At 69.2% G+C, this 23,877-nt stretch carries 28 protein-coding genes and 1 pseudogene; 25 read left to right on the top strand and 4 right to left on the bottom strand.

Going from position 1 to position 23,877, the window contains the following annotated elements:
- Nucleotides 1–75 precede the first annotated feature (75 nt).
- Together IE241_RS14845 and IE241_RS14840 are read left to right on the top strand one after the other, a co-directional pair.
- Entirely contained in the window at nt 76–1,203 is a 1,128-nt protein-coding gene (locus IE241_RS14845) for a ferritin-like domain-containing protein (RefSeq protein WP_190022169.1), read from the top strand.
- 156 nt (nt 1,204–1,359) lie between these two features.
- On the top strand, nt 1,360–2,193 hold the full coding sequence (locus tag IE241_RS14840) for a polysaccharide deacetylase family protein (protein ID WP_190022168.1): 834 nt from the start codon (nt 1,360–1,362) through the stop codon (nt 2,191–2,193).
- An 89-nt stretch (nt 2,194–2,282) separates the two neighbouring features.
- Here IE241_RS14840 and IE241_RS14835 read toward each other — a convergent pair whose 3' ends face one another.
- Entirely contained in the window at nt 2,283–3,830 is a 1,548-nt protein-coding gene (locus tag IE241_RS14835; protein ID WP_229899249.1) for an amino acid permease, read from the bottom strand.
- A 116-nt stretch (nt 3,831–3,946) separates the two neighbouring features.
- Nucleotides 3,947–4,918, bottom strand: coding sequence for a hypothetical protein (locus IE241_RS14830; protein WP_229899247.1), 972 nt, complete (start codon nt 4,916–4,918; stop codon nt 3,947–3,949).
- Between the two features lie 616 nt (nt 4,919–5,534).
- Between IE241_RS14830 and IE241_RS14825 the strand changes: the two genes are divergently transcribed.
- From IE241_RS14825 to IE241_RS14810, 4 genes are all read left to right on the top strand, one after another.
- Complete coding sequence (locus IE241_RS14825; protein ID WP_190022167.1) at nt 5,535–5,819, top strand: hypothetical protein; 285 nt, start codon at nt 5,535–5,537, stop codon at nt 5,817–5,819.
- Complete coding sequence (locus IE241_RS14820; RefSeq protein WP_190022166.1) at nt 5,819–6,064, top strand: hypothetical protein; 246 nt, start codon at nt 5,819–5,821, stop codon at nt 6,062–6,064. The genes IE241_RS14825 and IE241_RS14820 overlap by 1 nt, the downstream gene beginning before the upstream one ends.
- A 257-nt stretch (nt 6,065–6,321) precedes the next feature.
- Complete coding sequence (locus IE241_RS14815; protein WP_229899245.1) at nt 6,322–6,528, top strand: type II toxin-antitoxin system HicB family antitoxin; 207 nt, start codon at nt 6,322–6,324, stop codon at nt 6,526–6,528.
- A 268-nt stretch (nt 6,529–6,796) separates the two neighbouring features.
- Nucleotides 6,797–7,735, top strand: a complete 939-nt coding sequence (locus IE241_RS14810; protein ID WP_190022165.1) for a pentapeptide repeat-containing protein — start codon at nt 6,797–6,799, stop codon at nt 7,733–7,735.
- A gap of 303 nt (nt 7,736–8,038) precedes the next feature.
- Here IE241_RS14810 and IE241_RS14805 read toward each other — a convergent pair whose 3' ends face one another.
- Together IE241_RS14805 and IE241_RS14800 are read right to left on the bottom strand one after the other, a co-directional pair.
- On the bottom strand, nt 8,039–9,286 hold the full coding sequence (locus IE241_RS14805) for an NsdA family TPR-like regulatory protein (RefSeq protein WP_190022164.1): 1,248 nt from the start codon (nt 9,284–9,286) through the stop codon (nt 8,039–8,041).
- 156 nt (nt 9,287–9,442) lie between these two features.
- On the bottom strand, nt 9,443–9,796 hold the full coding sequence (locus IE241_RS14800; protein WP_229899243.1) for a GntR family transcriptional regulator: 354 nt from the start codon (nt 9,794–9,796) through the stop codon (nt 9,443–9,445).
- A 477-nt stretch (nt 9,797–10,273) separates the two neighbouring features.
- On the opposite strand from IE241_RS14800, the gene IE241_RS14795 reads away from it, so the two are divergent.
- The 19 genes and pseudogenes from IE241_RS14795 to IE241_RS14710 all read left to right on the top strand — a co-directional run bounded on the left by IE241_RS14795 (nt 10,274) and on the right by IE241_RS14710 (nt 23,863).
- Nucleotides 10,274–10,546 carry a DUF6284 family protein gene (locus tag IE241_RS14795; RefSeq protein ID WP_308433688.1) on the top strand — a complete coding sequence of 91 codons (273 nt, stop codon included), beginning with the start codon at nt 10,274–10,276 and terminating at the stop codon, nt 10,544–10,546.
- Nucleotides 10,546–11,202 carry a GGDEF domain-containing protein gene (locus IE241_RS14790; RefSeq protein WP_190022163.1) on the top strand — a complete coding sequence of 219 codons (657 nt, stop codon included), beginning with the start codon at nt 10,546–10,548 and terminating at the stop codon, nt 11,200–11,202. The genes IE241_RS14795 and IE241_RS14790 overlap by 1 nt, the downstream gene beginning before the upstream one ends.
- Nucleotides 11,199–11,906, top strand: a complete 708-nt coding sequence (locus IE241_RS14785) for a hypothetical protein (RefSeq protein ID WP_190022162.1) — start codon at nt 11,199–11,201, stop codon at nt 11,904–11,906. The genes IE241_RS14790 and IE241_RS14785 overlap by 4 nt, the downstream gene beginning before the upstream one ends.
- Nucleotides 11,903–12,976 (top strand): DUF2637 domain-containing protein, encoded by a 1,074-nt coding sequence (locus IE241_RS14780; RefSeq protein WP_190022161.1) that lies wholly within the window; start codon nt 11,903–11,905, stop codon nt 12,974–12,976. Before IE241_RS14785 ends, IE241_RS14780 begins: the two co-directional genes overlap by 4 nt.
- Entirely contained in the window at nt 12,973–13,320 is a 348-nt protein-coding gene (locus IE241_RS14775) for a hypothetical protein (protein ID WP_190022160.1), read from the top strand. Before IE241_RS14780 ends, IE241_RS14775 begins: the two co-directional genes overlap by 4 nt.
- On the top strand, nt 13,320–13,706 hold the full coding sequence (locus IE241_RS14770; RefSeq protein WP_190022159.1) for an RRQRL motif-containing zinc-binding protein: 387 nt from the start codon (nt 13,320–13,322) through the stop codon (nt 13,704–13,706). Before IE241_RS14775 ends, IE241_RS14770 begins: the two co-directional genes overlap by 1 nt.
- A gap of 23 nt (nt 13,707–13,729) precedes the next feature.
- Nucleotides 13,730–13,981: a hypothetical protein gene (locus IE241_RS14765; RefSeq protein WP_190022158.1), complete on the top strand. Its 252-nt coding sequence runs from the start codon at nt 13,730–13,732 to the stop codon at nt 13,979–13,981.
- Nucleotides 13,978–14,289: a hypothetical protein gene (locus tag IE241_RS14760; protein WP_190022157.1), complete on the top strand. Its 312-nt coding sequence runs from the start codon at nt 13,978–13,980 to the stop codon at nt 14,287–14,289. Before IE241_RS14765 ends, IE241_RS14760 begins: the two co-directional genes overlap by 4 nt.
- A 1,096-nt stretch (nt 14,290–15,385) precedes the next feature.
- Nucleotides 15,386–16,051, top strand: coding sequence for a hypothetical protein (locus tag IE241_RS14755; RefSeq protein WP_190022156.1), 666 nt, complete (start codon nt 15,386–15,388; stop codon nt 16,049–16,051).
- A gap of 75 nt (nt 16,052–16,126) precedes the next feature.
- Nucleotides 16,127–18,238 carry a P-loop NTPase family protein gene (locus IE241_RS14750; protein ID WP_190022155.1) on the top strand — a complete coding sequence of 704 codons (2,112 nt, stop codon included), beginning with the start codon at nt 16,127–16,129 and terminating at the stop codon, nt 18,236–18,238.
- A 207-nt stretch (nt 18,239–18,445) separates the two neighbouring features.
- Nucleotides 18,446–18,637 carry a hypothetical protein gene (locus IE241_RS14745; protein WP_190022154.1) on the top strand — a complete coding sequence of 64 codons (192 nt, stop codon included), beginning with the start codon at nt 18,446–18,448 and terminating at the stop codon, nt 18,635–18,637.
- A gap of 14 nt (nt 18,638–18,651) precedes the next feature.
- A complete protein-coding gene (locus IE241_RS14740; protein WP_190022153.1) occupies nt 18,652–18,954 on the top strand; it encodes a hypothetical protein in 303 nt (100 codons plus the stop codon).
- A gap of 14 nt (nt 18,955–18,968) precedes the next feature.
- Nucleotides 18,969–19,406, top strand: a complete 438-nt coding sequence (locus IE241_RS34800; RefSeq protein ID WP_190022152.1) for a MazG-like family protein — start codon at nt 18,969–18,971, stop codon at nt 19,404–19,406.
- A 15-nt stretch (nt 19,407–19,421) separates the two neighbouring features.
- A complete protein-coding gene (ssb, locus tag IE241_RS14730; RefSeq protein ID WP_190022151.1) occupies nt 19,422–19,877 on the top strand; it encodes a single-stranded DNA-binding protein in 456 nt (151 codons plus the stop codon).
- A gap of 2 nt (nt 19,878–19,879) precedes the next feature.
- Nucleotides 19,880–20,437, top strand: a pseudogene (locus IE241_RS34795) (DNA cytosine methyltransferase); the annotation flags it as partial.
- Between the two features lie 258 nt (nt 20,438–20,695).
- On the top strand, nt 20,696–21,244 hold the full coding sequence (locus IE241_RS34790) for a hypothetical protein (RefSeq protein WP_308433692.1): 549 nt from the start codon (nt 20,696–20,698) through the stop codon (nt 21,242–21,244).
- Nucleotides 21,245–21,333: 89 nt separating this feature from the next.
- The gene (locus tag IE241_RS14720) at nt 21,334–22,248 is read left to right on the top strand and encodes a bifunctional DNA primase/polymerase (protein ID WP_190022149.1); all 915 of its coding nucleotides are present in this window, start codon (nt 21,334–21,336) and stop codon (nt 22,246–22,248) included.
- A complete protein-coding gene (locus IE241_RS34175; protein WP_229899241.1) occupies nt 22,245–22,613 on the top strand; it encodes a hypothetical protein in 369 nt (122 codons plus the stop codon). Before IE241_RS14720 ends, IE241_RS34175 begins: the two co-directional genes overlap by 4 nt.
- Nucleotides 22,610–23,863 (top strand): DUF3631 domain-containing protein, encoded by a 1,254-nt coding sequence (locus IE241_RS14710; protein WP_190022148.1) that lies wholly within the window; start codon nt 22,610–22,612, stop codon nt 23,861–23,863. The genes IE241_RS34175 and IE241_RS14710 overlap by 4 nt, the downstream gene beginning before the upstream one ends.
- The last annotated feature ends 14 nt before the right edge of the window (nt 23,864–23,877 follow it).

Below are 23,877 nucleotides of genomic sequence, written 5' to 3'. Positions count from 1 at the left end.
GATGAAGGGTTGTTGACCCGGCGGTAACCGGCGTGTGAGCCTGCGGAGAGAAGCGGGAGAGGACGGGAGACGTCGATGACGACGCGCAACCTCTACACACACGACCCGGGCGACCTCAACTGGACGGTGCCTGCGACCGGCGCGGCCCGTTTCAGCTGGGAATACGATGACGGCCGCGACCGCCTGCTCGCCCTGTACCAAAAGGGCAAGGACAAGCAGTGGGATGCCGAGAAGCGCATCGACTGGTCCCTTCCCGTCGATCCGTACGACGCGCTCGGCCTGCCCGATGACAACATGCCCGTCTACAACACCCCCTACTGGGGGAAGATGAGCGAGAAGGACAAGGCCGAGCTGCGGCGCAATTCCGCCTCCTGGCAGTTCAGTCAGTTCCTGCACGGCGAGCAGGGCGCCATGGTCTGCGCGGCGCGCATCGTGGAATCCGTCCCCGATCTCGACGCCAAGTTCTACTCCGCCACCCAGACCATGGACGAGGCCCGGCACGCCGAGCTCTACGGCCGCTTCCTCCAGGAGAAGATCGGCCTGGTCTACCCCATCGACGACAACCTCCAGTCCCTGCTGGGGGACACTCTGCGCGACTCCCGCTGGGACATGCCCTACCTCGGCATGCAGGTGCTCATCGAGGGCCTGGCCCTCGCCGCCTTCGGCATGCTGCGCGACATCACCGACAAGCCGCTGCCGAAACAGATCCTCGCCTACGTCATGCAGGACGAAGCCCGCCATGTCGCCTTCGGCCGTATGGCCCTGCGGGACTACTACCGCCAGCTGTCGGACGCCGAGCTGCGCGAGCGCGAGGAATTCGTCATCGAGGGCTGCTATTTGATGCGCGACCGGCTGCGGGGCGACGTGATTCTCACGGACTTCGGCATTCCGGCGGCCGAGGCCGCCGAGCTCACCGAAAAGTCCGAATACCTTCGGGTCTTCCGGCAGTTGCTGTTCTCGCGCATCGTGCCGTGCGTCAAGGACATCGGCCTGTGGGGTGAGCGGCTGCAGCGCGCGTACGTCGACATGGGCGTGCTGGAGCTGGGCGATGCGAGCCTGGACCTGCTCATGTCCCAGGACGAGGAGATCGCCGAGAAGCTGGACGCGGAGCGCTTCGCGGAGGAGGAGACGGTGCGCCGGGCCGAGGTCGCCGAGGCGATCGCGCGGGGTGCGGGAGAGGGTCCCGTGACGCGGGAAACATGAGGAGAGAAAGGGCACTTGAGCGCCTTGAGTGACTTGTGCCCTGCTGGAACCTTCTTTTCGGTATGGACGTCTTCGGGTGCACCTACGGGTAGGCCCACCGGCAGATCCGTGGGGCGGGTGGGGCACCGGGAGCACACACCGAGGGAGGGGACGCTCATGGCACGACCGACCGCTCGGAGGAGTCGGCAGCATCTCCTGATCGCGACGGCGTCGGCAGTGACGTTCTTCGCCACGATATCCGGTTGCGTGGCCATGGCCACGGAGGACGCGGGGACGGGTACGGGTACGCCGGGCACGGGCCGGAGCGGCGATGACGGCAAGGGGCGGCCGGGGGCCTCGTCCCCGGCCGCGCCCGGCACCGCCGGGAGCACACCGCCCGCGCGGGTCTCGGCCGAGATCTCGCACGAGAGCGAGGACCCCGGAAAAACGGTCAACCTGACCATCGACGACGGACCCGAGCCGGGCTGGACGGTGAAGGTCCTCGACCTGCTCAAGAAGTACGACGCCAAGGCCACGTTCTGCATCATCGGGTCGAGGGCCCAGGAGTACCCCGACCTCGTGAAGAAGGTCGCCGCGGCCGGCCACCGGCTCTGCGACCACTCCGTCGACCACAACACCGCCATGGACAAGCGCCCCGAGTCCTACCAGGAACGACAGGTCCTCGACGCCCGGGCCATGATCGAGAAGGCGGCCGGGCCCGGCGCCCGGGTGCTCTACTACCGGGCGCCCGGCGGCGCGTTCACCCCGTACAGCCGGGAGGTCGCCGCCTCGCACGGCATGCGCCCGCTCGGCTGGAGCGTCGACACCCACGACTGGCGCAACCCCGGCGTCGGCCACATCGTCGACGCGGTCAAGACGGGCATGAAGGAGGGCCCCGTGGTCCTCTTCCACGACGGCGGCGGCAACCGCGGCCAGACGGTCGCCGCCCTGGAGCAGCTGCTGCCGTGGTTCAAGGAGCAGGGGTACACGTTCGGCTACCCGAAGATCTGAGCCACTGAGCTACTGAGCTACGGAGCCACGGAGTCAGTGAGCTACGGAGCCACTGAGCTACGGAGTCAGTGAGCTGCGGAGCCACTGAGCTACCAGCGGAAGACATCGGTCTCCCGGGGCGGGGCGGCCGGCTCACGGACGGGGGTGGCGTTGCGCGGGTGGTGCGGATCGAGGAACCACTTGCGGGCCGAGGCGAGCCACCACACACCGGCGAAACCCAGGACGGCGGCGACCGCGATGGGCGCGTAGTTGAACGTGTCGACGGTGACGGGGCTCGCCTGCGGCAGCATGAACAGCACGGTGATCACGGCGACCCAGCCGATGGCCACCACCCCGACCGGCTTCGACCAGCGGCCCAGGTGCCAGGGCCCGCGCTCGAAGGCGTCGCCCTTGCGCAGCCGCAGCAGGGTCGGCGCGGCGTAGGCGAGGTACAGGCCGATGGTGGCGATCGAGGTCACGGCCGCGTAGGCCGTGGAGTTGATCAGATACGGCAGGCCCAGGGCGAACGCTCCGGCGGCGGCGAGCCACACGGCGTTGGTGGGCGTGCGCGTCTGCGGGTTGATCCGGTGCCAGGCGCCGGAGAAGGGCAGGGCGCCGTCGCGCGAGAAGGCGTAGATCATCCGTGAGTTGGCGGTGACGGAGGCCATGCCGCAGAACAGCTGCGCGACGATCACGACGAGCAGCAGCAGCTTGCCCCCGGCCGCGCCGAGCGCATCCATGAAGATCTGCGCGGGCGGGACCCCCGTCGCGGTGCCCGCCGCGCCGTCCCAGTCCTGGATCGCGTACGTCAGCCCGGCCAGCAGCACGAACCCGGCGATCCAGGACGCCCAGATCGACCGGACGATGCCGCGCGGCCCGGCCACCGCGGCGTCGTTCGTCTCCTCGGTCATATGGGCGGAGGCGTCGTAGCCGGTGAAGGTGTACTGCGCGACGAGGAGCGAGAGCAGCCCGACGTAGAGACCGGAGCCCCAGCCGGTGTCGTTGACGAAGTGCGTGAAGACGAACGACGCCGGCCGGTGGTGGTCCGGCACGAGCGCGAGCGCGCCCACGATCAGCAGGACGCCCAGCAGGTGCCACCACACGCTCACCGAATTGAGGAACGCCACCAGCCGGACGCCGAAGGTGTTCAGCACCGCGTGCAGCAGGAGCACCGCGCCGAACAGCGCGATCGTGTGGCCCGGCGTGGCCGCGAACCCGAACTGCAGGTCCAGATAGGCGTTCAGGAACGACGCCGCCCCGAAATCGATGCCGGCCGTCGCCGCGACCTGCCCGAGCACGTTGAACCAGCCCGTGAACCAGGCCCACGCCGCCCGCGACTTCTCCGGAGCCATCCGGTGCGCCCAGAAGTACAGGCCGGCCGAGGTCGGGTACGAGGAGCACACCTCGGCCATCGCCAGCCCCACGATCAGGGACATCGCCCCGACGCCGATCCAGCCCCAGGTGAGCATGGCCGGCCCGCCGGTGTGCATGCCGAACCCGTACAGCGTCATGCAGCCGGAGAGGACGGAGATGATCGTGAACGAGACGGCGAAATTGGCGAAACCCGACATGTGGCGGGCGAGGACCTGGGTGTAGCCGAGCTGGCGGAGGCGCTCCTCGTCGGAGACGCCGGGACCGCCGGGAAGATCGAGTGGCACGCGATTCTCTTTCTCGTGGGGAACGGTCAAGGAATGTGCGTGTTGCTGAAGCCGGTGGACGGTGGACGGTGGAGGTGGCCGGTGGCCGGTGCGGATGTCAACGCCGGCCGCGGACGTCAGCGCCGGTGGCGGCGGGGCGCATGCCGCCCGGCCCGCACGGCCCGCTCGGCCCACCCCCGGTGCCGCAGGAAGAGCTCGCCGGCATCGCCGCAGTACGACCAGGGCACCTCGGCGGCGTACGGCCCGACGGCCTGGAAGACCTCGTAGGCCTCGGCGTGCCGCCCCGCGAAGGCCAGCGCGTGGGCCAGGTAATTGGCGTCGTCCATGAACTGCGCGTGGGGCTGCGGACCGCGGTGCCGCCACCAGCCGTCCAGGACCGGATCGATGTGGGGACAGTCGATCCAGGGGTGAATGCTCAGCCCGTAACTGCCGTGACCGGCGGCATCGGTCTCCATGCGGTGCCGGTGCGACTCGGCGAGCGCGACCAGGGGCAGCACGGCGAGGGGCAGCCCCCGGGGCGCGGTGTCGGCCCGCTCCTGGGCCCAGTGGAACATCTCCGCCCCCGAGCCGTGGTTGCGGGCGAAGAGATAGGTGAGCAGCTCGTGGTGCGCCTCGCGGTTGTACGGATCGCGCCGCACGACCTCGCCCCACACCTGCTCCAGGACGTTGCGGCCCGGCGCGTGGACCCGCAGGAGCGCGAGCATCACCACCCACGGCGAGGGGTCGGCCGGCACGGCCTCGGCGGCCGCCAGACAGGTGGCCCAGGCCCGCTCCATCTCGGCCCGCCCCGCCCCGGCCCCGCTGACCATCGACCGCACGGCCTGCACATGGGCGAGCAGTGCCAGTGCGTCCCCCGACCGCGACTCGGCCCGCGCCCACGTATCGGCGAACCGCAGCCGCGCCCCGGCCCGCGCCAGCACCTGCAGCCGGAAGATCCGCCGGTCCCAGTCGGCCCCGGTGGCCGCAAGGAGATCCCGCGGCCCTTCCCACCGCCCCATGGCGGCGTCCTCCAGCACGGCCCGTAACGGCAGATCGTCCCGGGCCTGATGCAGATCCAGCCCATGACCGGAACCCCGGCGAAATCTCATCCGCCCCGCTTCCCTGAAGAGCCGTCAAGTAGGCGTGTTGCAGGAAACCTTGAAGGGCTGCGCGATGCTTCGGGATCACTCCTGCCCCTCGGGGGCGCACACTACCCCGGGGCAACGCCGGAAGAGGCGGTAACGGCAGAGGCCAATGGCGCCCACAACGAAGAAGGCCCGGCGCTGGCTAACCCGGTGCTGAGCCAGAGATTCCTGGGTGAGATCAACCGCGCCCTCCGCGCATGAGCTGCTGATCGTCTTCGCTAAGTGGCGCGAACACCGAGAGGCAACGAAAGAGGGCGGGAGTCAGTGAGACTGACTCCCGCCCTCTTCTGTCGGCATCCGCCCTGGCCAGCACATGATTTCCGCTGACTGTCGGCGAGTGCCCCCGGCAGGATTCGAACCTGCGCACACGGCTCCGGAGGGCATTGCTGATCACGTCTGGACTACGCGCCTGACCTGCGAAAACGTGGACCTGTGATCAGGCGGCGAAAAATCTCACGCGCCACTCACTCGGAGGGGACTCCGGATGGACCTGCCGGAGGACACGACGCAGCTGACGGCGAGCGCTCGGCGCGCGTACCGTAGGCGCGAAGGACGGCGACGATCGCGGGAGGCTCCGGCCGTGAGCGACCAGACATGGACCATCGAATCCATCTGCGAGGCGCTGGGCAGCCCAGCGCTGAGCCAGAGATTCCTGGGCGAGATCAACCGTGCCCCCGCGCACGAGTTGCTGACCGTCTTCGCCAAGTGGCGCACGATCGCGGCCGGCGTGGCGGGAGCAGCTGAGCGCGGGCGCGAGCTCGCCGCTGCGGAAGAGGCCACGGGAGAAACCCCGGGGGACTGGGTGGACATGACCGACCGCGTCCAGGCCGAGGCCGCCGCCGCTCGTAGCCGAGGCGCCGCCTGATGGGATACCGGCTCAAGTACGACCGGGCGGCCGAAGCTGTCCACGACGCCCTGCCGCCAGAGGCGAGCGAGCGGCTTTCGCTCGCGCTTGCCGCGGCATGCGATGACCCGATCGCAGCAACCGAGCCGTACGGCGAAGACGATGGTGTCGTGCGGATGATCGTCACAGAGGAGGCCATCGCCGTCCTCTTAGTCGGCGAGATCACGAAGACCCTCACCGTCCTGCAGCTGAGCTACACCGGTTGAGGTGGGACCCGCGAGCGTCTGTCTGGCGACACCTGCGGAGAGATGCTGCGCCCTGGTGTTTAGAAGGGACCTGGGTCGTTGCGTCTCCTTAAGCTTGTGACCTGCGGCGCTGCCTTGTTGCGCGTCAGCGATACCGCGTCGTAACCGCCAATTCACCGGAGTGCACGTCTCCGGCTGATGATCCGTGCCGCCGAGCCGAGTAGCCCTGCCCAGGCCACAAGTGGCGGGCTCGCCTAGGCCTGCTTAGCGTTGATCTCATGACCATCAAAGTCTCAGCAGTCGTGTCGCATGAATCGCCCTGGTGGGTTGCTCGGTGCGTTGAAGCAGAGGTATCGAGCCAGGGCACCTCCGAGCAGGAGGCCCTGGAGAACTTGAAAGATGCCGTCGAGGCTTACCTGAAGGCGGAGCCTATCTTGACGCTCGATGAGCCACCCCGTCTGGAGGAAATAGAGGTTGGCTCATGAACGCGTGGGGATGGCCTGACGAAATTTCTGGAAGCTTCTTTGTGCGAGTGCTTTGTGCTGCATTCGGTTTCGGTCAGGTGGGTGGCACGAAAGGGAATGTGATAATAGAGCACGAATCCGGAAACCGGCTGACCGTTGTGCCTCAAATCAACTGTCTCGCTCCCAGGACCTTGGCGCACCTCCTGCGTCAAGCCTACGTTCCTCCGGGTGAATTCTACCGAGTGGTCGAAGAGGGCAACTGGTCTACTGGCTGATTAAGGATCGACAGTTGCGCAAAAAGATCTCGATTATCGTTCTCGCGATGGCCGCGATAGGGGCATTTATTTTTCTGGCTCACGATAATTCTTCTGCCCGGGAGGCTTTCCGGGCGCTTGTGATGCCGTGGCGTCGGTCATATTGGGATCGATTGGATGTGGCCGCGAAAGCCCAGGCTGAAGGGCAGATCAGGCTGGCAGTCGTCCAGACTGTAACGGCCATTGGGGCGCTGTGTGCACTGATTTATACGGCGCGAACCTATCGACTGTCTCGTCGTGGGCAGGTTACTGACCGGTTCAACAAGGCCTTGGAAAGACTCGATTCCGACGAGATCTACGTGCGTATAGGCGGAATCTTGGCGCTTGGTGAAGTCATGGACGATCACCCTGAGCGGTCCTTGAATGCTTTCGAGGTTCTGTCTACATTTCTTTATAGTCGAACCTCTACGTCGCAACCTGCAGCATTGGCCACATTTCCGAAGAGGCCGGAGAGTGATACGCAATTGGCGCTAAAGACTCTCACTGCACCCCTTCGGCGCAGACCTGCGGATCAGTCGGTGAATCTTAAGGACCTTTATCTTGTGGGTGCGGATCTTCGCGGGGCGGATCTCAGGAATGTGCGGATGCAGCGGTCAAATTTGCAGGATGCAGACTTGGAGAGTGCGGATCTCCGTGATGCGACCTTGCACAGGACTGACTTTCGTCGGTCGACAATGTCGAGCGCCAAATTGAAAGGGGCCGAGCTTTATGGGGCCGACTTTCGTGACTCGTGGCTATCGAAGGCAGATTTTAGGGGCGCATCCCTTCAGGGGGTTCAGTTCGATGGTGCGACACTCGACTGGGCCGATTTTAGGGGGTCCTATCATTTGTCTAGTGAAAAACTAATGCAGGCGCGCAGTCTGCAAGGTGTGAAGCTTGACAGGCATCTGGCTGACGCTCTCGGGATTGGATAGTCGGTCACCGGATTCCCTGGTGCAGGGAAATATGGGCTCGCGGTGAATGGGTGGCAATAGAAGGCATTTCGGTGCCGATGTTTTGCGGGGATCTGATGGGATCTGGTGCGCTGGTTGCTCAGCTCCATATCCTGGCGAGCCGGGAGGCAGGGATCACAGCCGGGCGCTGAGCAGGTCGATCCTGTGGCGCTGGCGTGCGGAGCCCGTACGGCTTGGGAAGCTTTGACCAGTCTCCGGAGCGATGGAGCGCAGCACTCCCGGTCCCAAGCGGACACAAGGCCACTTGTAGGCGGCACACTCTTGCTACGAAGGCAGGAACCCAGGCTTAGCTTGGCCGAGGTCACGCAGATGGGACAGGTACTCCCGCGCTGCGGGCTCCGAGCTGTATCGGTCTCGGATGACCGCCGCAAGTTCGCGGCTCGTCATGATGAGGGATGGGACGGACTGCCGCTCTCCTTGGAGTGCGCGTTCCCCGTGGGTGAGCGCCTGCTCAAGGTCTCCCTCGCGAGCTGCGGTTACCCCAAGCGTGACGCGCGCCTCTGCGTTTCGCATGGGCTTGCGTTCGGTGCCGTCGAAGTCGGTGCCGGCGCGCAGTACCTCGTTTGCCAAGGTGTGGGCGAGCTTGTCCTCGCCCACTAGCCGGTAGCAATCCATGGCGTAGAAGTCGAACTTTGCCGGGTCGACCACGAAGTGGTGGTCGACGTTGTCCGGATGCGGCAGCCCTTCGAGTAGGCGCCGGCCGCGGTCGAGGGCTACCTCGACCTGTCGTCGGTCGCCGAGGCGGGCCCATGCTTTGGCCTCTTGCGCGGCGAGCTGGACGGCGACGCTGTGGTTCGGCGCCACCTCGGCCCCCGCTTGCGCGGCCGCAATGACACCGCGGTAGTCACCTGTGGTGAGCGAGAACCATGCGCGCATTTCGTGGCCCCACCCCGCCACCTCGGAGTGGTCTGCCTCATTGGCCAGGGATAGGGCGGCCCGTCGGGTGGTCTCCGCCGCGTGCCGGTCGCCAGTGTCGTACTCCACGCACCCGACGAGGAGAGCCAACCAGCCGGACAGCGCCAGCACTTCACGGTGCTGGGTGAGCGTGAGGCTCTTCGAGTGCAGTTCGACAACACGCCTTAACCACTGCCGGCCCTCAAGGAGAAGCTGTTCACTTGGCATGTACGGGTATTCCGAGCACAGCCGGTCCGTCGTGATGCGGAGCGCTTCGAGGGTGGCGTTGTCTACGTCGGACTTGTTGAGCCTGCTGACGATTTCGAGAGTTTCCATGCCGCTCGCAGCAAGGATTTCCTTGTCGCCGTCGCGTCGGGAGGAAGCGGGGAATATCGCGTGCGTCACGGTGCCGAAGGTCGCCGCGATGATCGGCTGATAGAAGTCTCCAGGCTTTGCTCCGGACTCCCAACGCTTCCACTGGCGAACCATGCTGTCGTCGGCTGGTAGCTCAGTGGGGGCGTGGGCTCTCAGAGCCTTCACCGCGTCGAGCTGAGACCAGTTGCGAGCCATCCGTTCGGCCGCGATACGCCGCGCCCATGCGGGTCGTTCGTCGCTCATGTGCCCTCCTCCGAGTGCTACTGCGAGTCTGGTCCGCCGGCATAGGGGACACGCAAGAGGACAGTGCAGTGACAGTCGAGATGTCCCCTGTCCATGCCGCTGCCCCCCTGCTGTCACTTATTGCACAGTGGCTCTTCCTTGCATGGTTGTTCCAGATCACGCACCGCCTGAGGTGGCGCCCTCTTCGAGTGCTGCCACACGTTCAGTCAACGCTTGAATCTGGAGGCGCAGTTCCATGAGCTCTTCTCCCACGTCCGGCTTACGAGCCGTCGACCCCTCGCTATCTCCCGCGATGAAGTACCCGCGGTTCCCGGCAGAGAAGATCAGTCCCTCGCCGATGAGGATGCCCAAGCCATCACGGATCGTCTGGCCTGCGTATCCGAACTCCTTGGCAAGCTCCCGTGTGGTCGGCAGCTTGCCGTCCGGGTACTTGCCGCCCCTGACGCGGGTCCGTATCGCGTCTGCCACCTTCACGGGCTTTGGTCTGGGATCGCTCGCCGCAACGCTCATGCCTACGAGCGTATCCACTGGCGCGCTCTGCAACGCGCTGCCACACAGGGGTTGCGAGCTAGTGCGCACTAGTGCGCACTAGTGCAACCTAGTTCCAGGGCGGCCCCCGGATAGTCGGCAGCCTCCAGATCCTGTTTGACCTGCCCAAACGTGTGACCGACCGCCCGGAGGGCCCCGTGAAACGGGCCAGAAGGAAGCGTCTGTTGCTTGAGAACTCAACAGTGTGCGGGTTTCTGAGCCGTCTCCCTCATAAGTGACGGCCGCGCGGATGCAAGACCGCGCACGTGCGACGACGTCAGCCTTTCCGCAACGCTTCCCATGTTGCGGCCGGTTGCCTCCTCCGCCCGTCCGGCGCCTTCCGTGCCGTACGGGCGGGGTTGAGGGGAGCCGGAGTTACCCGGTTTCACCAAAGGTGCGGCCCCGGTGCTCGAACACCGGGACCGCCAGGGCCGTTCCTGCTGAAGGGAGCACGACCCCGTGAGCCACATCATCCCTGAACCTGCCCCAAGGGCGGGATCAGTCTTACCGGACACGGATCCGGAGCCCACGGTGGCTGAACTCGATGCCATCGATCGCGAGATGCCGGTGATCAAGGCGGAGATCGACCTGTTGGACGTGCAGATCGCGCTGCTTGATCGGCCGCTGACAGGTGTGGACGTGCAGCGGCTGCGCCGGGCGTTCCGGCGGGTGCTGGATGCCCGCCGGTTCCTGGCCAACCACCCGATCGCTGGCGAGTCGGAGGCGGCGTGATGGCAGCCTTTGACCTGCTCACCGTGTCTGCCGCTGCTGGTCCGCTCGCGGCGGCCTGGTCGGTGCACACTCTCCTGCTGCGTCGGAGGCTGGCGCGGGCTCGTCTGGATCCGCTGACGGGTCTGCCGGTCCGCGACGAGTTCCAGGTCCGGGCGCGGCAGGAGCTGCGCGGCCTGGGCCGTGTGGTGGTCCTGGTGGACCTGGACGGCTTCAAGGCCGTCAACGACATGCACGGCCACGCGGCCGGGGACGCGGTGCTCGCGGCGGTTGGCCGGCGGCTGCGGCAGTGGGCCGCGGATCTGGGCGGCAGCGCCGGGCGCCTCGGTGGCGATGAGTTTGCCGCTACGGCCCATCCCGAGAGCGTGCACCGCATGCCCGCCCACCTGCGCGAGCTGTACGAGATGCTCCGCGGTCCGCTCGTCTTCCGTGACCGGCAGCTTCACGTGGGTGCCTCTATCGGCGCGTTTCCCGTCACTGATCAGCTGCGGCCGGACCTGGCCGCGGCTCTGCGGCGGGCGGATGAGGCGATGTACGAGGCCAAACGGTCGGGTGGTGGCTGGCACATGGTGTGGGGCCCGATTCCGGAGATGACGACGACCAACGGCCGTCGCACCGGTCGTCCCGGCACGACGCCCCTTCCCGGGGGTGCTCGGTGACCTGGCACTTGAACTCCGACGGCTTCCACACCCGTCACGCCCAGCCCCCTGCGGGCGCCGGGGTCTCGTATTACGGCATCGCGGCCCTGAGCGAGGGGCGCTTACGCCGGTCTCTGGCGGTGCATGAGGCGGGGCATGCGGTCCTGGCCTTCGCCTTCGGTATCCCGGTCGTGGAGATCTGCCTGAGCGCAGATCTTGGTGCGGGCCCTGGTTCGGGGCCGGCGGCCTGGGTGCAGTGGGGCAGTTCCTGGAGCATCCCCTTCGCCCGCTACTTCGCGATGTGTGCTGCGGGGGAGCGGTCCCAGGACCGGTGGATGCGGGAGGAGGGGCTGTGGACGCCCGAGCGCGCATGGGTGGTCGAGCGCACCGCTGGCACTGATCGTCAGAAGGTGGCGGAGTCGCTCCAGGAGCGCGGGATGAGCCTGTACTACGGCCACACTCCGGCCTCTGGCATGGACTACGCCACGGTGACGGACGCCGCCGATGCCGCTCTGTGCCACCTCTGGGACCGTGTCCTGTCGGTGGCCGCGGCCCTGGACGAACACGGTCGCCTCACCGGCTGGCAAGCCGCCCGGTACGCGCGCCTGACGCACGTCGCCGTCGAGTGTGACGACGAGCCGTTCTCGGTGACGGCCGTCGAGGAACGCTGCCGGGGCGCGGAAGCCGCGTCCCGCAAAGCAGCCTCGGTGAGGGAGGCGGCATGACGTCTTCCTCACCGCAACAGCCTCCGTGGACGGGCCGCGTCGAGGGGCGGTTGACGGGCGTCGAGCCCACCTCGACGCCCACCGCCGTGAGTGTGGCGATCACGGTGCTGGCGAGCGGGCTGACGATGGTCCTCACAGCCATCGCGTTCTGGCTCTCCTACGAACACCTCCAGGGCGTGGCCGCCGGCCATGGCTTGCGCGGAGCCACTGCCCGCTCTTGGGCATGGCCCGGCACGGTCGACCTGTTCATCGTGATCGGCGAACTGCTCATCCTGCGTGCTTCGCTGGCACGCCGGGTCGACTGGTGGGCTATCGGCCTGGCCACGGCCGGGTCAGGCGGCTCCATCGCCCTGAACGTCGCCGGTGTCGGCGCGGGGGCGGGCCTGCTGGACTACGTGGTGGCCGCGGTGCCCCCTGTCGCTGCTCTGCTGGCCTTCGGTGCCCTGATGCGGCAGGTCCACGCCTATCTTGCGCGCCGCATCGCCACCCCCGCCGGGCACACGGTGACGCCCGTCAACGCGCAGCCGGATCCCGTCACCCTCACCCGCGACGACGACCCCGAGGAAGCTCCGCCGGCTGCTGCCGATGAGCCTCCGGCTGTAGCGGAGCTGGAGTGGGCGCCCGAGGCCGTCATCCCCGGGGCGACGCCCGTCGAGGAGCCCTCGACTCCCGTCGACCTCCCCCACGATCCCGAACCGGCGGACGACCCGCCGGGCGGGCAGGAGTGGCTGCGGGCTGTATCCGAACCGGCGCTGCGGCCCGAGGCCGTCACCGGCGGCTCGACGCCCGTCGAGCCGCCGCCTGAGCCCGTCGAGAAGGGACCGGCGCCCGTCGACCTGTGCCCGCCGGTGATCTACCGATCCCGGGTCGATCAGCTCATCCGCGCCCTGTACGGCACGGACTTCACCCAGCCTTCCACGGCCCGGATGACCGAGGCCATGGCCACCGCAGGACTGGGCGGGTCGGAGTCGACCGCCCGCACCGCCCGCGGCCGGGTCAAGGCCCGTGAACCGCACCTGGCCGCCTTCCCCGCGGCCATCCCCAGCCTTCCCCGAGGAGAACTCGCATGATCGTCAAGATGGTTGGAGAGCTGGCGCCGCACATACAGGCGCTGTCAGTGATCTGCGCGTGCTTCCCGCACCTGCCCGCCGCGTACTTGGAGACCGGGGTCGTCTTCCTGCCGGAGGAGATGGTGTCGGGCCTGACCATCAACCTGCACGGTTGCCGGGCGGACTTCGAGGCATGGCGGGACGCCCTGGACCTCGATGCCACCAGTCCGACCGTGGAGCAGTGCTTCAACGGCGGCCGTTGCTTCCTCGCGGATGCCTATGGCGCGTTCGAGGGGACACCTGTACACCTGCGCGGCTTCATCGAGGCCGACGACGTGCTGCCCGCTCCGTCGGCCGCACCCTGATGTCCGCCGCGTTCGGCGGCTGCTACGACCCGTCCGGGGCCACGCACGGGATACCGACGTACCCGTGGCGCCTGGCCCCGGACGGGCTGGCCACCCGCCGCCAGCTCCGCGCCCGCGGCCTGCGCCCGGACGGGCAGCCCATTGCCGCGCAGGTCATGCGCCGCTCCCGCCGCCGCAAGACCGGGGTGCTGGTCGGCTACCTCTACCGCATCGACCAGGCGAAGCCCGTACGCCCGATGACCTCGGGCCGGGCCGCGGCACTGGCCGCAGCGATGCGCGCCCGCCGCACCTGCCCCACCTGCCAGCAGGACGCCGGCTACTGCATCCCCACCTCGCTCGGGGAGTGCGTGACCTGCGCTTATGCCGAGGAACAGTGCGCCGCCTGAACCCACTCTCATCGAGGAGTCTCGTGTCCAGCCCGACCGCACAGGCATCGAACAGTACGCAGGCTACAACCGCGTATCACTTCATCATCACCATCCAGACATCCGGCGGGGTGATTAACACCCGCGGGGGTGTGCTCGACGTGCCGCGCGGCATGACGCGCGCCGCGCTGCTGGACCTCATCACAAAGCCGCTGCTCGCCGAATTCGGCCCGCCGCTGGTGGTCTTGTTCTTCGACCTGCAGCCCAACGCCTTACCTGTGGGGGAGGGCCGGTGACCGCCCGGCGCATACGCATAGCCATCGCCCTGTGCGCGGGTGCGGGGATGGCGGTGGCCATGTGGGCTCGCCTGCGCCCGTACGGGCTGCCGTGGTCGCTGGCGCTGTCCTGCGTGGTGGCGGTGTCCGGGACCAGCAGCGCCGCCACGCTCCACCTCGCCGAGCTGCTCCCCATCACCACGCACCGGTGCACGGAGCCCGGGTGCCGGTTCCTGGTGCGGGTGACGGGGGTGGATGCGGTGGAGAACCGGCGCTGGCAGGAAGCCGCGACCGCGCACCCCGGACACCAGCCTCCCCGCGCCCTGTGACCGCCATCTATTGCGGGGCCCCGGCCTGCTTCCTAGGGCCTGGCCGGGGCGCCTACTCCTGAAGGGAGTACCGACCATCATGTCGGATTCCACGGTTGAGACCGTGACGGAAGTCCCTATTACTCTGGCCCCGCCGCCGGATCCGGCCACGCCTGCTCCGGCGCAGCCGGGACTGTTGCCGGGAAGGCCGTTGCTCGTGGGCGGGGCGAACGCCCTGGGCGCGGTGGCGGCAGAGGCGTTGACGGCCGGCGGCCCTGTCGGGCTGGTCGCGACCGGTGCTGCCGCGGGCGCGGTCGCTCTCGGAACGTGGGCAGGGCGGCGCCGCGCCGCCCGCGCAAACCGGGGTGGAAGCAGGAGCGCCGCGCGTCGAGAAGGTGCCACGGTCCAGAGCGCAGGTCGTCAACGCGGGGCAGCGGCAGGGCGGATGACGGGCGCCTTCTCAAGTGGTGGCCTGCGGCGCGGTAGCCGAGGTGGTAGCGGGCGGTTGAGGGCGACCGGTGCGCGGATGACAGGTGGCACGGCGCCGCGCCGGACCCCTGCTGCACCGGTCGGCAGAGCCGTCGGCAGGGCTATCGACGGCGCTGCTCGGGCTGGAGCCCGGGCAGCGGGACGCCAGGGCCGTGCCCCGGCCCGGTCGGGTGCCGTCTCGGCTGGCACGGCTGCTGCCCGCCGGGCGGCTGGCCCGGGCGGCGCACACCAGCCGGTGAGCCTGGTCAAGTCTCCCGGCCGGTCCAGCAAGCCCCGTCGTTCCGCCCGATCCGGCAAGTCCGGCCGGTCGGGTCGCTCCGCCGGGGCCGGTATGCGGGGGTCTGGCCGGTTGGCGGGTGCTGGGCGTGCGGTTGCGGGTGGGGTGGCTGCGGGCCGTGCGCGATGGCGGGCGGGTGCCCCTGCGCGCCGGGAACGTGCTGCTCGGCGCAGCGACCGCCGCACCGCTAAGGGCATCGACAAGGCCCATAAGAAGGCCGGAATACCCGCCCCAGGATCCACGCATGCCCCTGGCCGCCGGCGCGGGGGCAACGAGCCGGCGATTGGTGCTGCGCGGCGCAGTGAACGCCGTTGGGCGTTGCGTCGCTCCGCCTTGCGTCACGGGGCGCGGATGGCGGGCAGCGCGCTGGTCGCGGGCGGTGTGGGTCTGTTGTCGGGTCTGTGGAACATCCGGCGCCGTGGTGTCGCCTCCCGCCACACCAGGGGGGTGTGGCGCCGTCTGGCTGATCGTGCCCGGCGGGTGCGGGCCGCGCGGGATGCCCGGATCCTCGGCATCCCCCGGCCTGGAGAGACCTCCATCCCGGCCGAGGCGGTCAACGACCCCGCACGTCCCGCCGCCCGGGAGCGGGCCCGCGTCCAGCCGTCCCGCCCCGTACCGCCTCAGCTGCTGGGCAAGCCCAGCGAAGGAGCCTCCATGACCGACGTCCCGGACGCCGCTCTCACTCGCCTGTCCGACGCAGCCGAAGTGATGCTGCAGGCCGCAAGCACCTTCGACCCCGATGTGATGCCCGAGTTCGAGGCCCTGATCAAGGACCTGCCCGATGCGATGCGCACGGTCCAGGAGACGCTCCGCGTGCTGGCCGAGATCGCCCACGAACAACTGCCCGTCGATGACCGGGTGGTGGAGGAGATGGGCGAGGGATACCGGGCGATGAACCGGGTGATCGACGCGCTGGAGGAAGTGCTTCCGGTCTACTACCGCCTCCACGAAGCCGACATCGACCGCCAGAACAACCCCCGCAAGGGCATCGACGGCGAACGCAAATGGAACGTCTAGCGCCACATCCTCCGGCTGTCCACGGCTCCGGCACCGCCTCGGGCGGCGCCGGAGCCGTCTTGCGGAAAGGACGTCATGAGCAGCAAGAAGGACCCTGCGCCGCGGGTGGACTGGAGTGCCGGGCACGGCATCGTGACCGGCACTCTGAACGCCACCGCGGGCACCCTCGTCACCACTTCCCTTGCCTCCACCGCCGGGGCATCCGCGGGATGGGCCCTGGTCGCCGGCCTCGCTGGAGCCGCGGGTACCGCGGCGGCGGGGTGGCGCACGCGTATCACCCGCGCCACCCTGGGCTTCCGGACCGTGTGCTGGCTGGCCGCGGGCACCTGGTCCTCGTGGGCTCTGGCCGGTGACGGCCCCCTGACCCTGCCTGCCGTCGCCTCCCTGGCCGTCGCCGGTGTCGGCGCGGGCACGCTGGCCGTGGGGTTCGCCGCTCACGAGGAGACGGAAGCGGCACGCCGCTCGACACTGCTGCTGCTCGGTACCCGCCGCGCCCTGGCCGCGGAGTGGATCGCCCGCATCGCCCGGGTCTGCCGGGTGGAGGGCGCCGAGGTCGTGGGGATCGAGCACTGGCCGTCCGGCCGCGGCTACACCGTTGAGATCAAGCTTCCCGAGGGCGGCACCACCCGCAAAGCCATCGCCGACCGCGCCGACGCGCTGGCCGCCGACCTGGACCTGCCCACAGGGTGCGGTCTGAGCGTCCACGAGGGCATGTCGCGACGCCTGCTCCTGATCAAGGTCACCACCAAATCAGCGGCCGGTACCGAGATGCCCTACCCCGTGGGGGAGGCGGCCGAGGAGCTCACGGTGAACAACCCGCTCCCGGCAGCGCTCCTGTCGGACGGGGGACGCTCTGAACTGGACCTGCGCCAGGCGTCCACGATCGTTGCCGGATCGACCGGCACGGGCAAGACCAACTGGCTGCACACCCTGATCGCCCGGTTGTCGCAGACCAACGACACGCTGGTGTGGGTGATCGACCTCAACGGCGGCTCTCTCGGACTGCCCTGGCTCCACGCCTGGCGCGAGGCTCAGCAGAACATCGAGGGCACCCGCTGGGCCGGGGCCGATATCCCGGTGCCGGGCGTGGACTGGGTGGCCAGCACCCCGGCCGAGGCCAAACGCATGCTGGACGCGGCGATACGGATCGCCAAACAGCGCAAGGTCACCTATCAGGACCACATGCGGGCCGAGGACGACGACAAACTCCCCGTCGGCCCCACCATTCCCGAGATCGTCCTCATTACCGATGAGAGCGCGGAACTCTCCGCCACCCGTGAAGCCAAAGCCGTCATGGCAGGCATCGCCGAAGTGATCCGCATCGCCCGGGCCATGGCAATCCGCGCCGTGGTGTCCGTGCTGCGCGTCACTCAGGATGTGCTGCCGGATCCGATGGTGCGCAAGATGGCCTCGAACCGGGTCTGCACCGGCGCAACCGAGGACTCCGAGCTGGGGCACATGTTCGGCTGGCGTGCCCTGTCCGCGGAGAACTCCTTCGAGGGTCCGGGGTCGCTGCTGGTCGGCACGGAGGGCAAACAGCCCGACAAGGCCCATCAATGGCGCATCACCCCGAGCCTGATCGAGGAGATCTGCGCAGCGACCGCGCACCGGCGGCCCGCACTCGATGAACCCTCGCTGATCGCCGCCGGGGCGGACTACGCCGAACGCTGGACACTGGAGCGCTGCGGCCACCTGTGGGCCACCACCCCCGCCACCGCGGGCGCCCCGAGGACCGAGACCGGATCGGGAACCGCACAGCGGGAGTGGAAGGCCACTGCCGGATGGGACACCCCCCGCCCGCCCGGCGACCTCCTCACCCCCGACCCGGATGAACTCGAACGGCTCTTCCGACTGCCTTCGGTCGAACCTGGCGCCGCCCCGGCCGGTGATGACGGAACGGACTGGTCCGACCCTGCGACGTGGACGACGGGACGCCAGCGCGACGAGCCTGAGCAGCCTGACGCCCGCCAGGCCGCGCTGATGCTCATCCTGGCCGCGGGCCCGCAGGGAACCGGTGCCTCGGCGATCGCCCGGGCACTGGCCGACGACTTCGGCACCCGCCGCCCGGTCATCCAAGGCTGGCTCAAAGAGTGGGCCGCACTCGGTGAAGTTGTCCGCGTCGGAGAGGGCAGCAAAGCCCGCTACGTCCACCGCCAGCACGCCCCCGGCAACGACACCGGAGCCTGACGCTCCCGGCCTGTCTGTCACCTGTCACCCACCCCGCGAGGGACCCGTTCACGGCGCCCGGGAGGGCTGTACCCCCTGTCTGACCTGCGTCTTACAGGTGACAGACAGGTGACAGGGACAGACAGCTGACAGGCCGCCCGAACAGGCACGTGACAGGGGCGGCCCCGCGTGCGGGCCGCCCCGCCCCGCGCGAACGGAGATCACACCATGACCCTGACCGTTTCCGCAGCCGTCCTCCTCGGCATCGCCGCCATCGCCATCCTGCGCGGCCGCTACGTCGGCCCCGGCGCCGCCGCTGTCTTCTTCCTCTTCGGCTTCTTCACCGCCGGCACCGGCGCCTACGGACCCATCAAGAGCTTCTGCACAGCCGTCGCCAACGCGATCACCCAACTCACCTGACAGGAGCAGACCACATGCGCCAACCCCCGCCGCCCGATGTGACCTTAGGCGGCATCGCCCCGCACATCCCCGCCGACCTCTACCACCAGGCCGACGGGCGCCCCTTCATCATCGTCCAGACCGCCCCGACCCCGCCCCGCTCCTACACCCGGCCCGTGTTCATCAGCCTGGCCATCGCGATCGGTCTGATGGGCGCGACCGCTGCGGCCCTGGCCCTCTTCGAGTTCGCGATCCGCACTGCGGCCATCGTCGGTTCACTCACCGGGCCTCTCAGCATCGGTCTCACCCTCAAACTCGCCCGCCCCGCAGTCAAGTAGGAAGGGGACCCGTCGTGACCGAGATGCCCTGGCTTCACGCGCGCACCGTCGTGGCCTGGCTGGACGCCATCAACGGCACCGGCGCCCACGAGAGGTCGATGCGTCTGCTGAAGGTGACCGAAGAGGCGGGGGAGGCCGCCCAGGCTTACCTGGGCTGGCAGGGTCAGAACCCGCGCAAGGGCACCACCCACACCCGCGGCCAGGTCGCCACCGAGCTGTGTGACGTGATCCTGGCCGCCATGGTCGCTCTCCACGACTTCCACGACGACCCCGCGGCCTTGCTCACCCACATTGCCGCGGCCCGCCAGGAACGCCTGGCCGCCCTGATCGACGGCGCGGACGACACCCGCCGGCACTGCCCCGCCCCGATCGAATGGATCGACTGCCCGACCGGCGGATGGTGGCCGCACGACGACGGCCACGACGCCGTACCCAACCCCGCCAACAGCTGACCCCGAGGAGTCCGCATGTCCGTCGGAGAGACCCCGATCACCATCATCGGCAACCTGACCGCCGACCCGGAGATCAAGTTCACCGCCTCCGGAGCCGCCCTCGCCCGCTTCACCGTCGCCTCCACCCCGCGCACCTTCGACAAGGACTCCGGGCAGTGGCGCGACGGCACGTCCACCTTCTTCCGCTGCGCGGCGTGGCGCTCACTGGCCGAACACGTCGGCGACTCCCTGACCAAGGGTGCCCGCGTCGTGGTGTCCGGGCGGATCCGCCAGCACGACTGGCAGACCCCGGAAGGGGAGAACCGCTCGATGCTCGCCGTCGAGGTCGATGACATCGGCGCGAGCCTGCGTTTCACCACCGTCACGATCAACGGCAAGCACCCCGCCGCCGGTGCTGGCACGTCGGATGACGCGTGGGCCCCGGCGGGTGCCCCGGCGGTCCAGAAGACGGCCGAAGAGCCTCCGTTCTAGCCATGCCCGGGGCGACCGCCCGATCTCGCCAAAGACACGCGGTCGCCCCGGCCAACCAGTCCACTACAGACCTGTTGGAGGCATCCAGCATGACCTACCACCCTGCCGCGTTGCCGGAGGGCGGCAACATCAGTCTGTGTACCGGGTCCGGTGCTCTGGACCTGGCCGTCGAAGCTGTCACGGGGCTGTCCACGGTTGTGGTCGCCGAGAAGGACCCGGCTGCGTCCCGGCTGCTGGCCGCCCGCCTGCCCCGGGCCCGCAACCTGGGGGATATCACGGCGGTCGACTGGCCGGCGCTGTCCGCCTCGCAGCCGCGCCCGGCGGCGCTGACCGCGGGCTTTCCCTGCCAGGACATCTCCAACGCCGGACCTCGGGGAGGAATCGCCGGTGACCGCTCAGGACTGTGGAAAGTCATCGCCCAGGCCATTCGCCATCTTCGACCCCGCCTGGTGTGCCTGGAAAACGTCGCCGCCATCCGCAGCCGAGGACTCGACGTCGTCGCCGCGGACCTGGCCGCGTGCGGGTACGACGCACGGTGGATGTGCTTACGCGCTGGAGATCCCGGAGTCGGGGCCTGCCACCGGCGCGACCGCTGGTTCGCCGTCGCGTATCCCGCTGCTGAAGACCCCCACCTCCCAGTTGGGCCGCAACGGGGGGCCTCAGCACCCGGACAAACGCAAGGCGGGCGGGCACGGGCCGACGCTGGAGGACGAAGTGGTCTTCTTGCTGCCCCCGACGGGCGGTTGAGCCTGCTGCCCACTCCGGCTGCCGCCGACGGGACCGGCGGTCCCGGGACGTCCCCCAAGCGTAAGGGCGGCATGAACCTGCGTACCGCCGTGACGCTGCTGCCCACCCCCGCAGCACGCGACTGGAAGTCCGGCGCCTCCAATCTCCTGGGAACCAACTCCCGCCCGCTGAACGAGGTGGTGGTCAACTTGCTGGCCACTCCCAAGGCGTCCGACGGGCCGCACGGCGGGCCCAGCCAGCGCGACAGCACCGGGAACTACTACCTCCCCCGCCAGGCCGTCCGTCTGGACGGGCGGTGGGTGGCCCCCAACGGCACCGACTACGGGCCGGCCATCCGCCGCTGGGAGACCGTCCTGGGGCGCCCGGCGCCCGAGCCGACCGAGCCCGGCACCAAGGGCAACCGCCGCCTGTCCCCGGCGTTCGTCGAGTGGATGATGGGCGCCGCCCCCGGCTGGGTGACTGGCGCCGACCTGGGTCTGTCCCGCTCCGATCAGCTCAAGATCCTCGGTAATGGCGTGATCATCCATCAGGCCGTCCACGCCTACCGCGCACTGCTCGCCGCCGACGCACCCGAAACCGCAGGCCCCCTCGCGTCGCAGCTCGCCCTGGATATCGCCTAGCAACGCCCGGGGCGACCGCCCGATCTCGCCAAAGACACGCGGTCGCCCCGGCCAACCAGTCCACAACAGACCTGTTGGAGGCATCCAGCATGACGCATCCCAGCACCCTGCGGCGAGTACACCTGCTCTCCGCCGCCCTGGCCGCCGCTGTCCGCGGCTGGTACGTCCACCCGCTCCGCCCCGGCGCCAAAGGCTCCGCGCTGCACGGCGAACGCTCCTGCCCCAAGGCCGGCGAATGCGCCGGCGAGCACCGCAAGTGGGAGCAGCGCGCCACCACCGACCCCGACCGGATCCGCCGTGCCTGGGCTGCGGGGGCGTTCAACGTCGGCATCGCGACCGGGCCCTCCGGCCTGCTCGTCGTCGACCTGGACGTCCCGAAGGGCAAGGATGGTTCGGACGCGCCTTGCGGCGCGACGTCTTTTCAGGCGCTCTGCGAGCGCGCCGGGCAGTCTTGGCCGGGCACCTACACGGTGCGGACGCCCAGCGCAGGCCTCCACCTGTACTTCCACGCCCCCGCCGGTGCCCGGTTGCCCAGCACGACGAAGACCGTGGCGCCGAACATCGACACGCGCGCGTGGGGCGGCAACATCGTCGCCGCAGGCAGCGCCACCAGCCAGGGCACGTACGAGACCGTGAACGACGGGCCCGTGGCGGAACTTCCTGGCTGGCTGCTGCACCAGCTCGACCCCCGCCCCCAGCCGCCCAAGCCGCTTGCCGCTCTGCGGATCTCCGCCCGGGCCACACGTCGGGCGGAGGTGGCTCTGGAGCGGGAGGTGGCGACCGTCCGGGCGGCCCGGAAGGGGGAGCGGCACAAGCTGCTGTTGGCCCGGACGATCGCCATGGGGCGCTTCGTGGTCTGGGGCGATATCCCCCGCGACGTGGTCGAAGAGGCGTTTGGGGCGGCGGGGGAGTCCGTGGGACTGCCGGCGGCCGAGTGCAGCGCGACGATCCGCGATGCCCTGGCCTACTCCGCCCGAACCTGCCGGCCCCGGGAGACGGCATGACCCCCACCCCGCCTCCCCGCCACCCCAAACGCCACCCCACCACCACCGAACCGGACTCCGCCGACACGACCGCGCCCCCGGCTTCGGAGTGCGGCCAGGGAAAGGCCGCCCGTCAGGGCGTCCTTTCAGCCCTTCCCGCCGACCAGCACCCGAGCACCCCGCCGCGTGGCGACGGACGCGTCCCCGTGGCCTGGCTGCACATCCGCGCACTCCAAGGCGCCGTCCCGAGCGCCAAGTCGACCTGCGTATGCGGCCGGGACCACCAGGTCGTCGGTCACGGCAAGGTTCTCGCGCTGATCGAGGAGCACACGGCCCACCGCGGCAGCTGCCCGCTCCGCCACGGCGGAAGGAGGAAGGCCGGATGACCACCCCCACCCCCGAAACGCCGCCCGCGGACGGTGCCGCGCTGCTCGATGAGGTCGAAGCGTTCCATCGGCGCTTCAACATCTTCCCCAGCGAAGGCGCCTACGTCGCCGTGACCTTGTGGGACGCCCACGCCCACCTGCTCGACTCCTTCGACTCCACCCCGCGCATCGCGTTCCTGTCCCCGGAACCGGGCTCGGGCAAGTCCCGCGCACTGGAGATCATGGAAACCCTGGTGCCCAACCACATGGCCGCCGTGGACGCATCACCCGCCGCGCTCTTCCGTGCCGTCTCCGGCGTCGACGGAAAACGCCCCACGATCCTCTTCGATGAGATCGACACGGTGTTCGGCCCCAAGGCCGGGGAGAACGAGCAGCTTCGCGGGTTCCTGAACGCCGGACACCGGCGCGGCCGGCTCATGTACCGGTGCGTGGGCGACGGCGCCAACCAGACGGTGCAGGGCTTCCCCTCGTACTGCGCGGTCGCCATGGGCGGACTGGGCTCCCTGCCCGACACGATCCTGACCCGCTCCGTCATCATCCGCATGCGCAAGCGCGCCCCCAACGAGAAGGTCGAGCCCTACCGCGAGCGCATCAACAAGCCGGAAGGCCACGCCCTGCGCGAGCGGCTCGCAGCCTGGGCCGACACGGTCAAAGACCACGTCACCGACGCGTGGCCAGTCATGCCGGAAGGGGTGGCCGACCGGCCCGCGGACGTCTGGGAGCCTCTGCTGGCCGTCGCCGACGCGGCCGGCGGCCACTGGCCGGAGCGAGCGCGCGCCGCGTGTCTGGAGCTGGTGCACGCCGCGCAGGACAACACCGAGGCCTCCCTCGGCGTCCGCCTCCTGACCGATCTGCGCGACCAGGTCTTCAAGGGCGCCGATCGCATGCCCACCGCCGTCATCCTCAAGCACCTGCTGGCCCTGGATGACGCGCCCTGGGGCGACCTGGACGACAAGCCCATCACCTCCCGCATCCTGTCGAAGCTGCTCGGGCAGTACGTCACACCGGCGAACAAGCCGATCAGACCGCGCAGCATCCGGGTCGGCTCCGAGACCCCGAAGGGCTACTACGCGGAGGATCTCTCGGACGCGTGGGAGCGGTACTGCCCCCCTCCCCCCGGAGAATCCGCAACAGCCGCAACGTCCGCAACACCGCAGGTCAGCGGGGGTGAATGCGTGGCGGATTCGCCCTCCGGCATCCGCCACACGATCGCGGAAACCGACACGCGTCCGCTCAAAGTCGCTGGCTGACCAAGCCCGGGCTC

The organism is Streptomyces hiroshimensis (assembly GCF_014650335.1).
Classification (GTDB): Bacteria; Actinomycetota; Actinomycetes; order Streptomycetales; family Streptomycetaceae; genus Streptomyces; species Streptomyces hiroshimensis.
The sequence above is the reverse complement of the archived record's forward strand: the minus strand, read 5'-3'. Positions and strand labels throughout refer to the sequence as shown.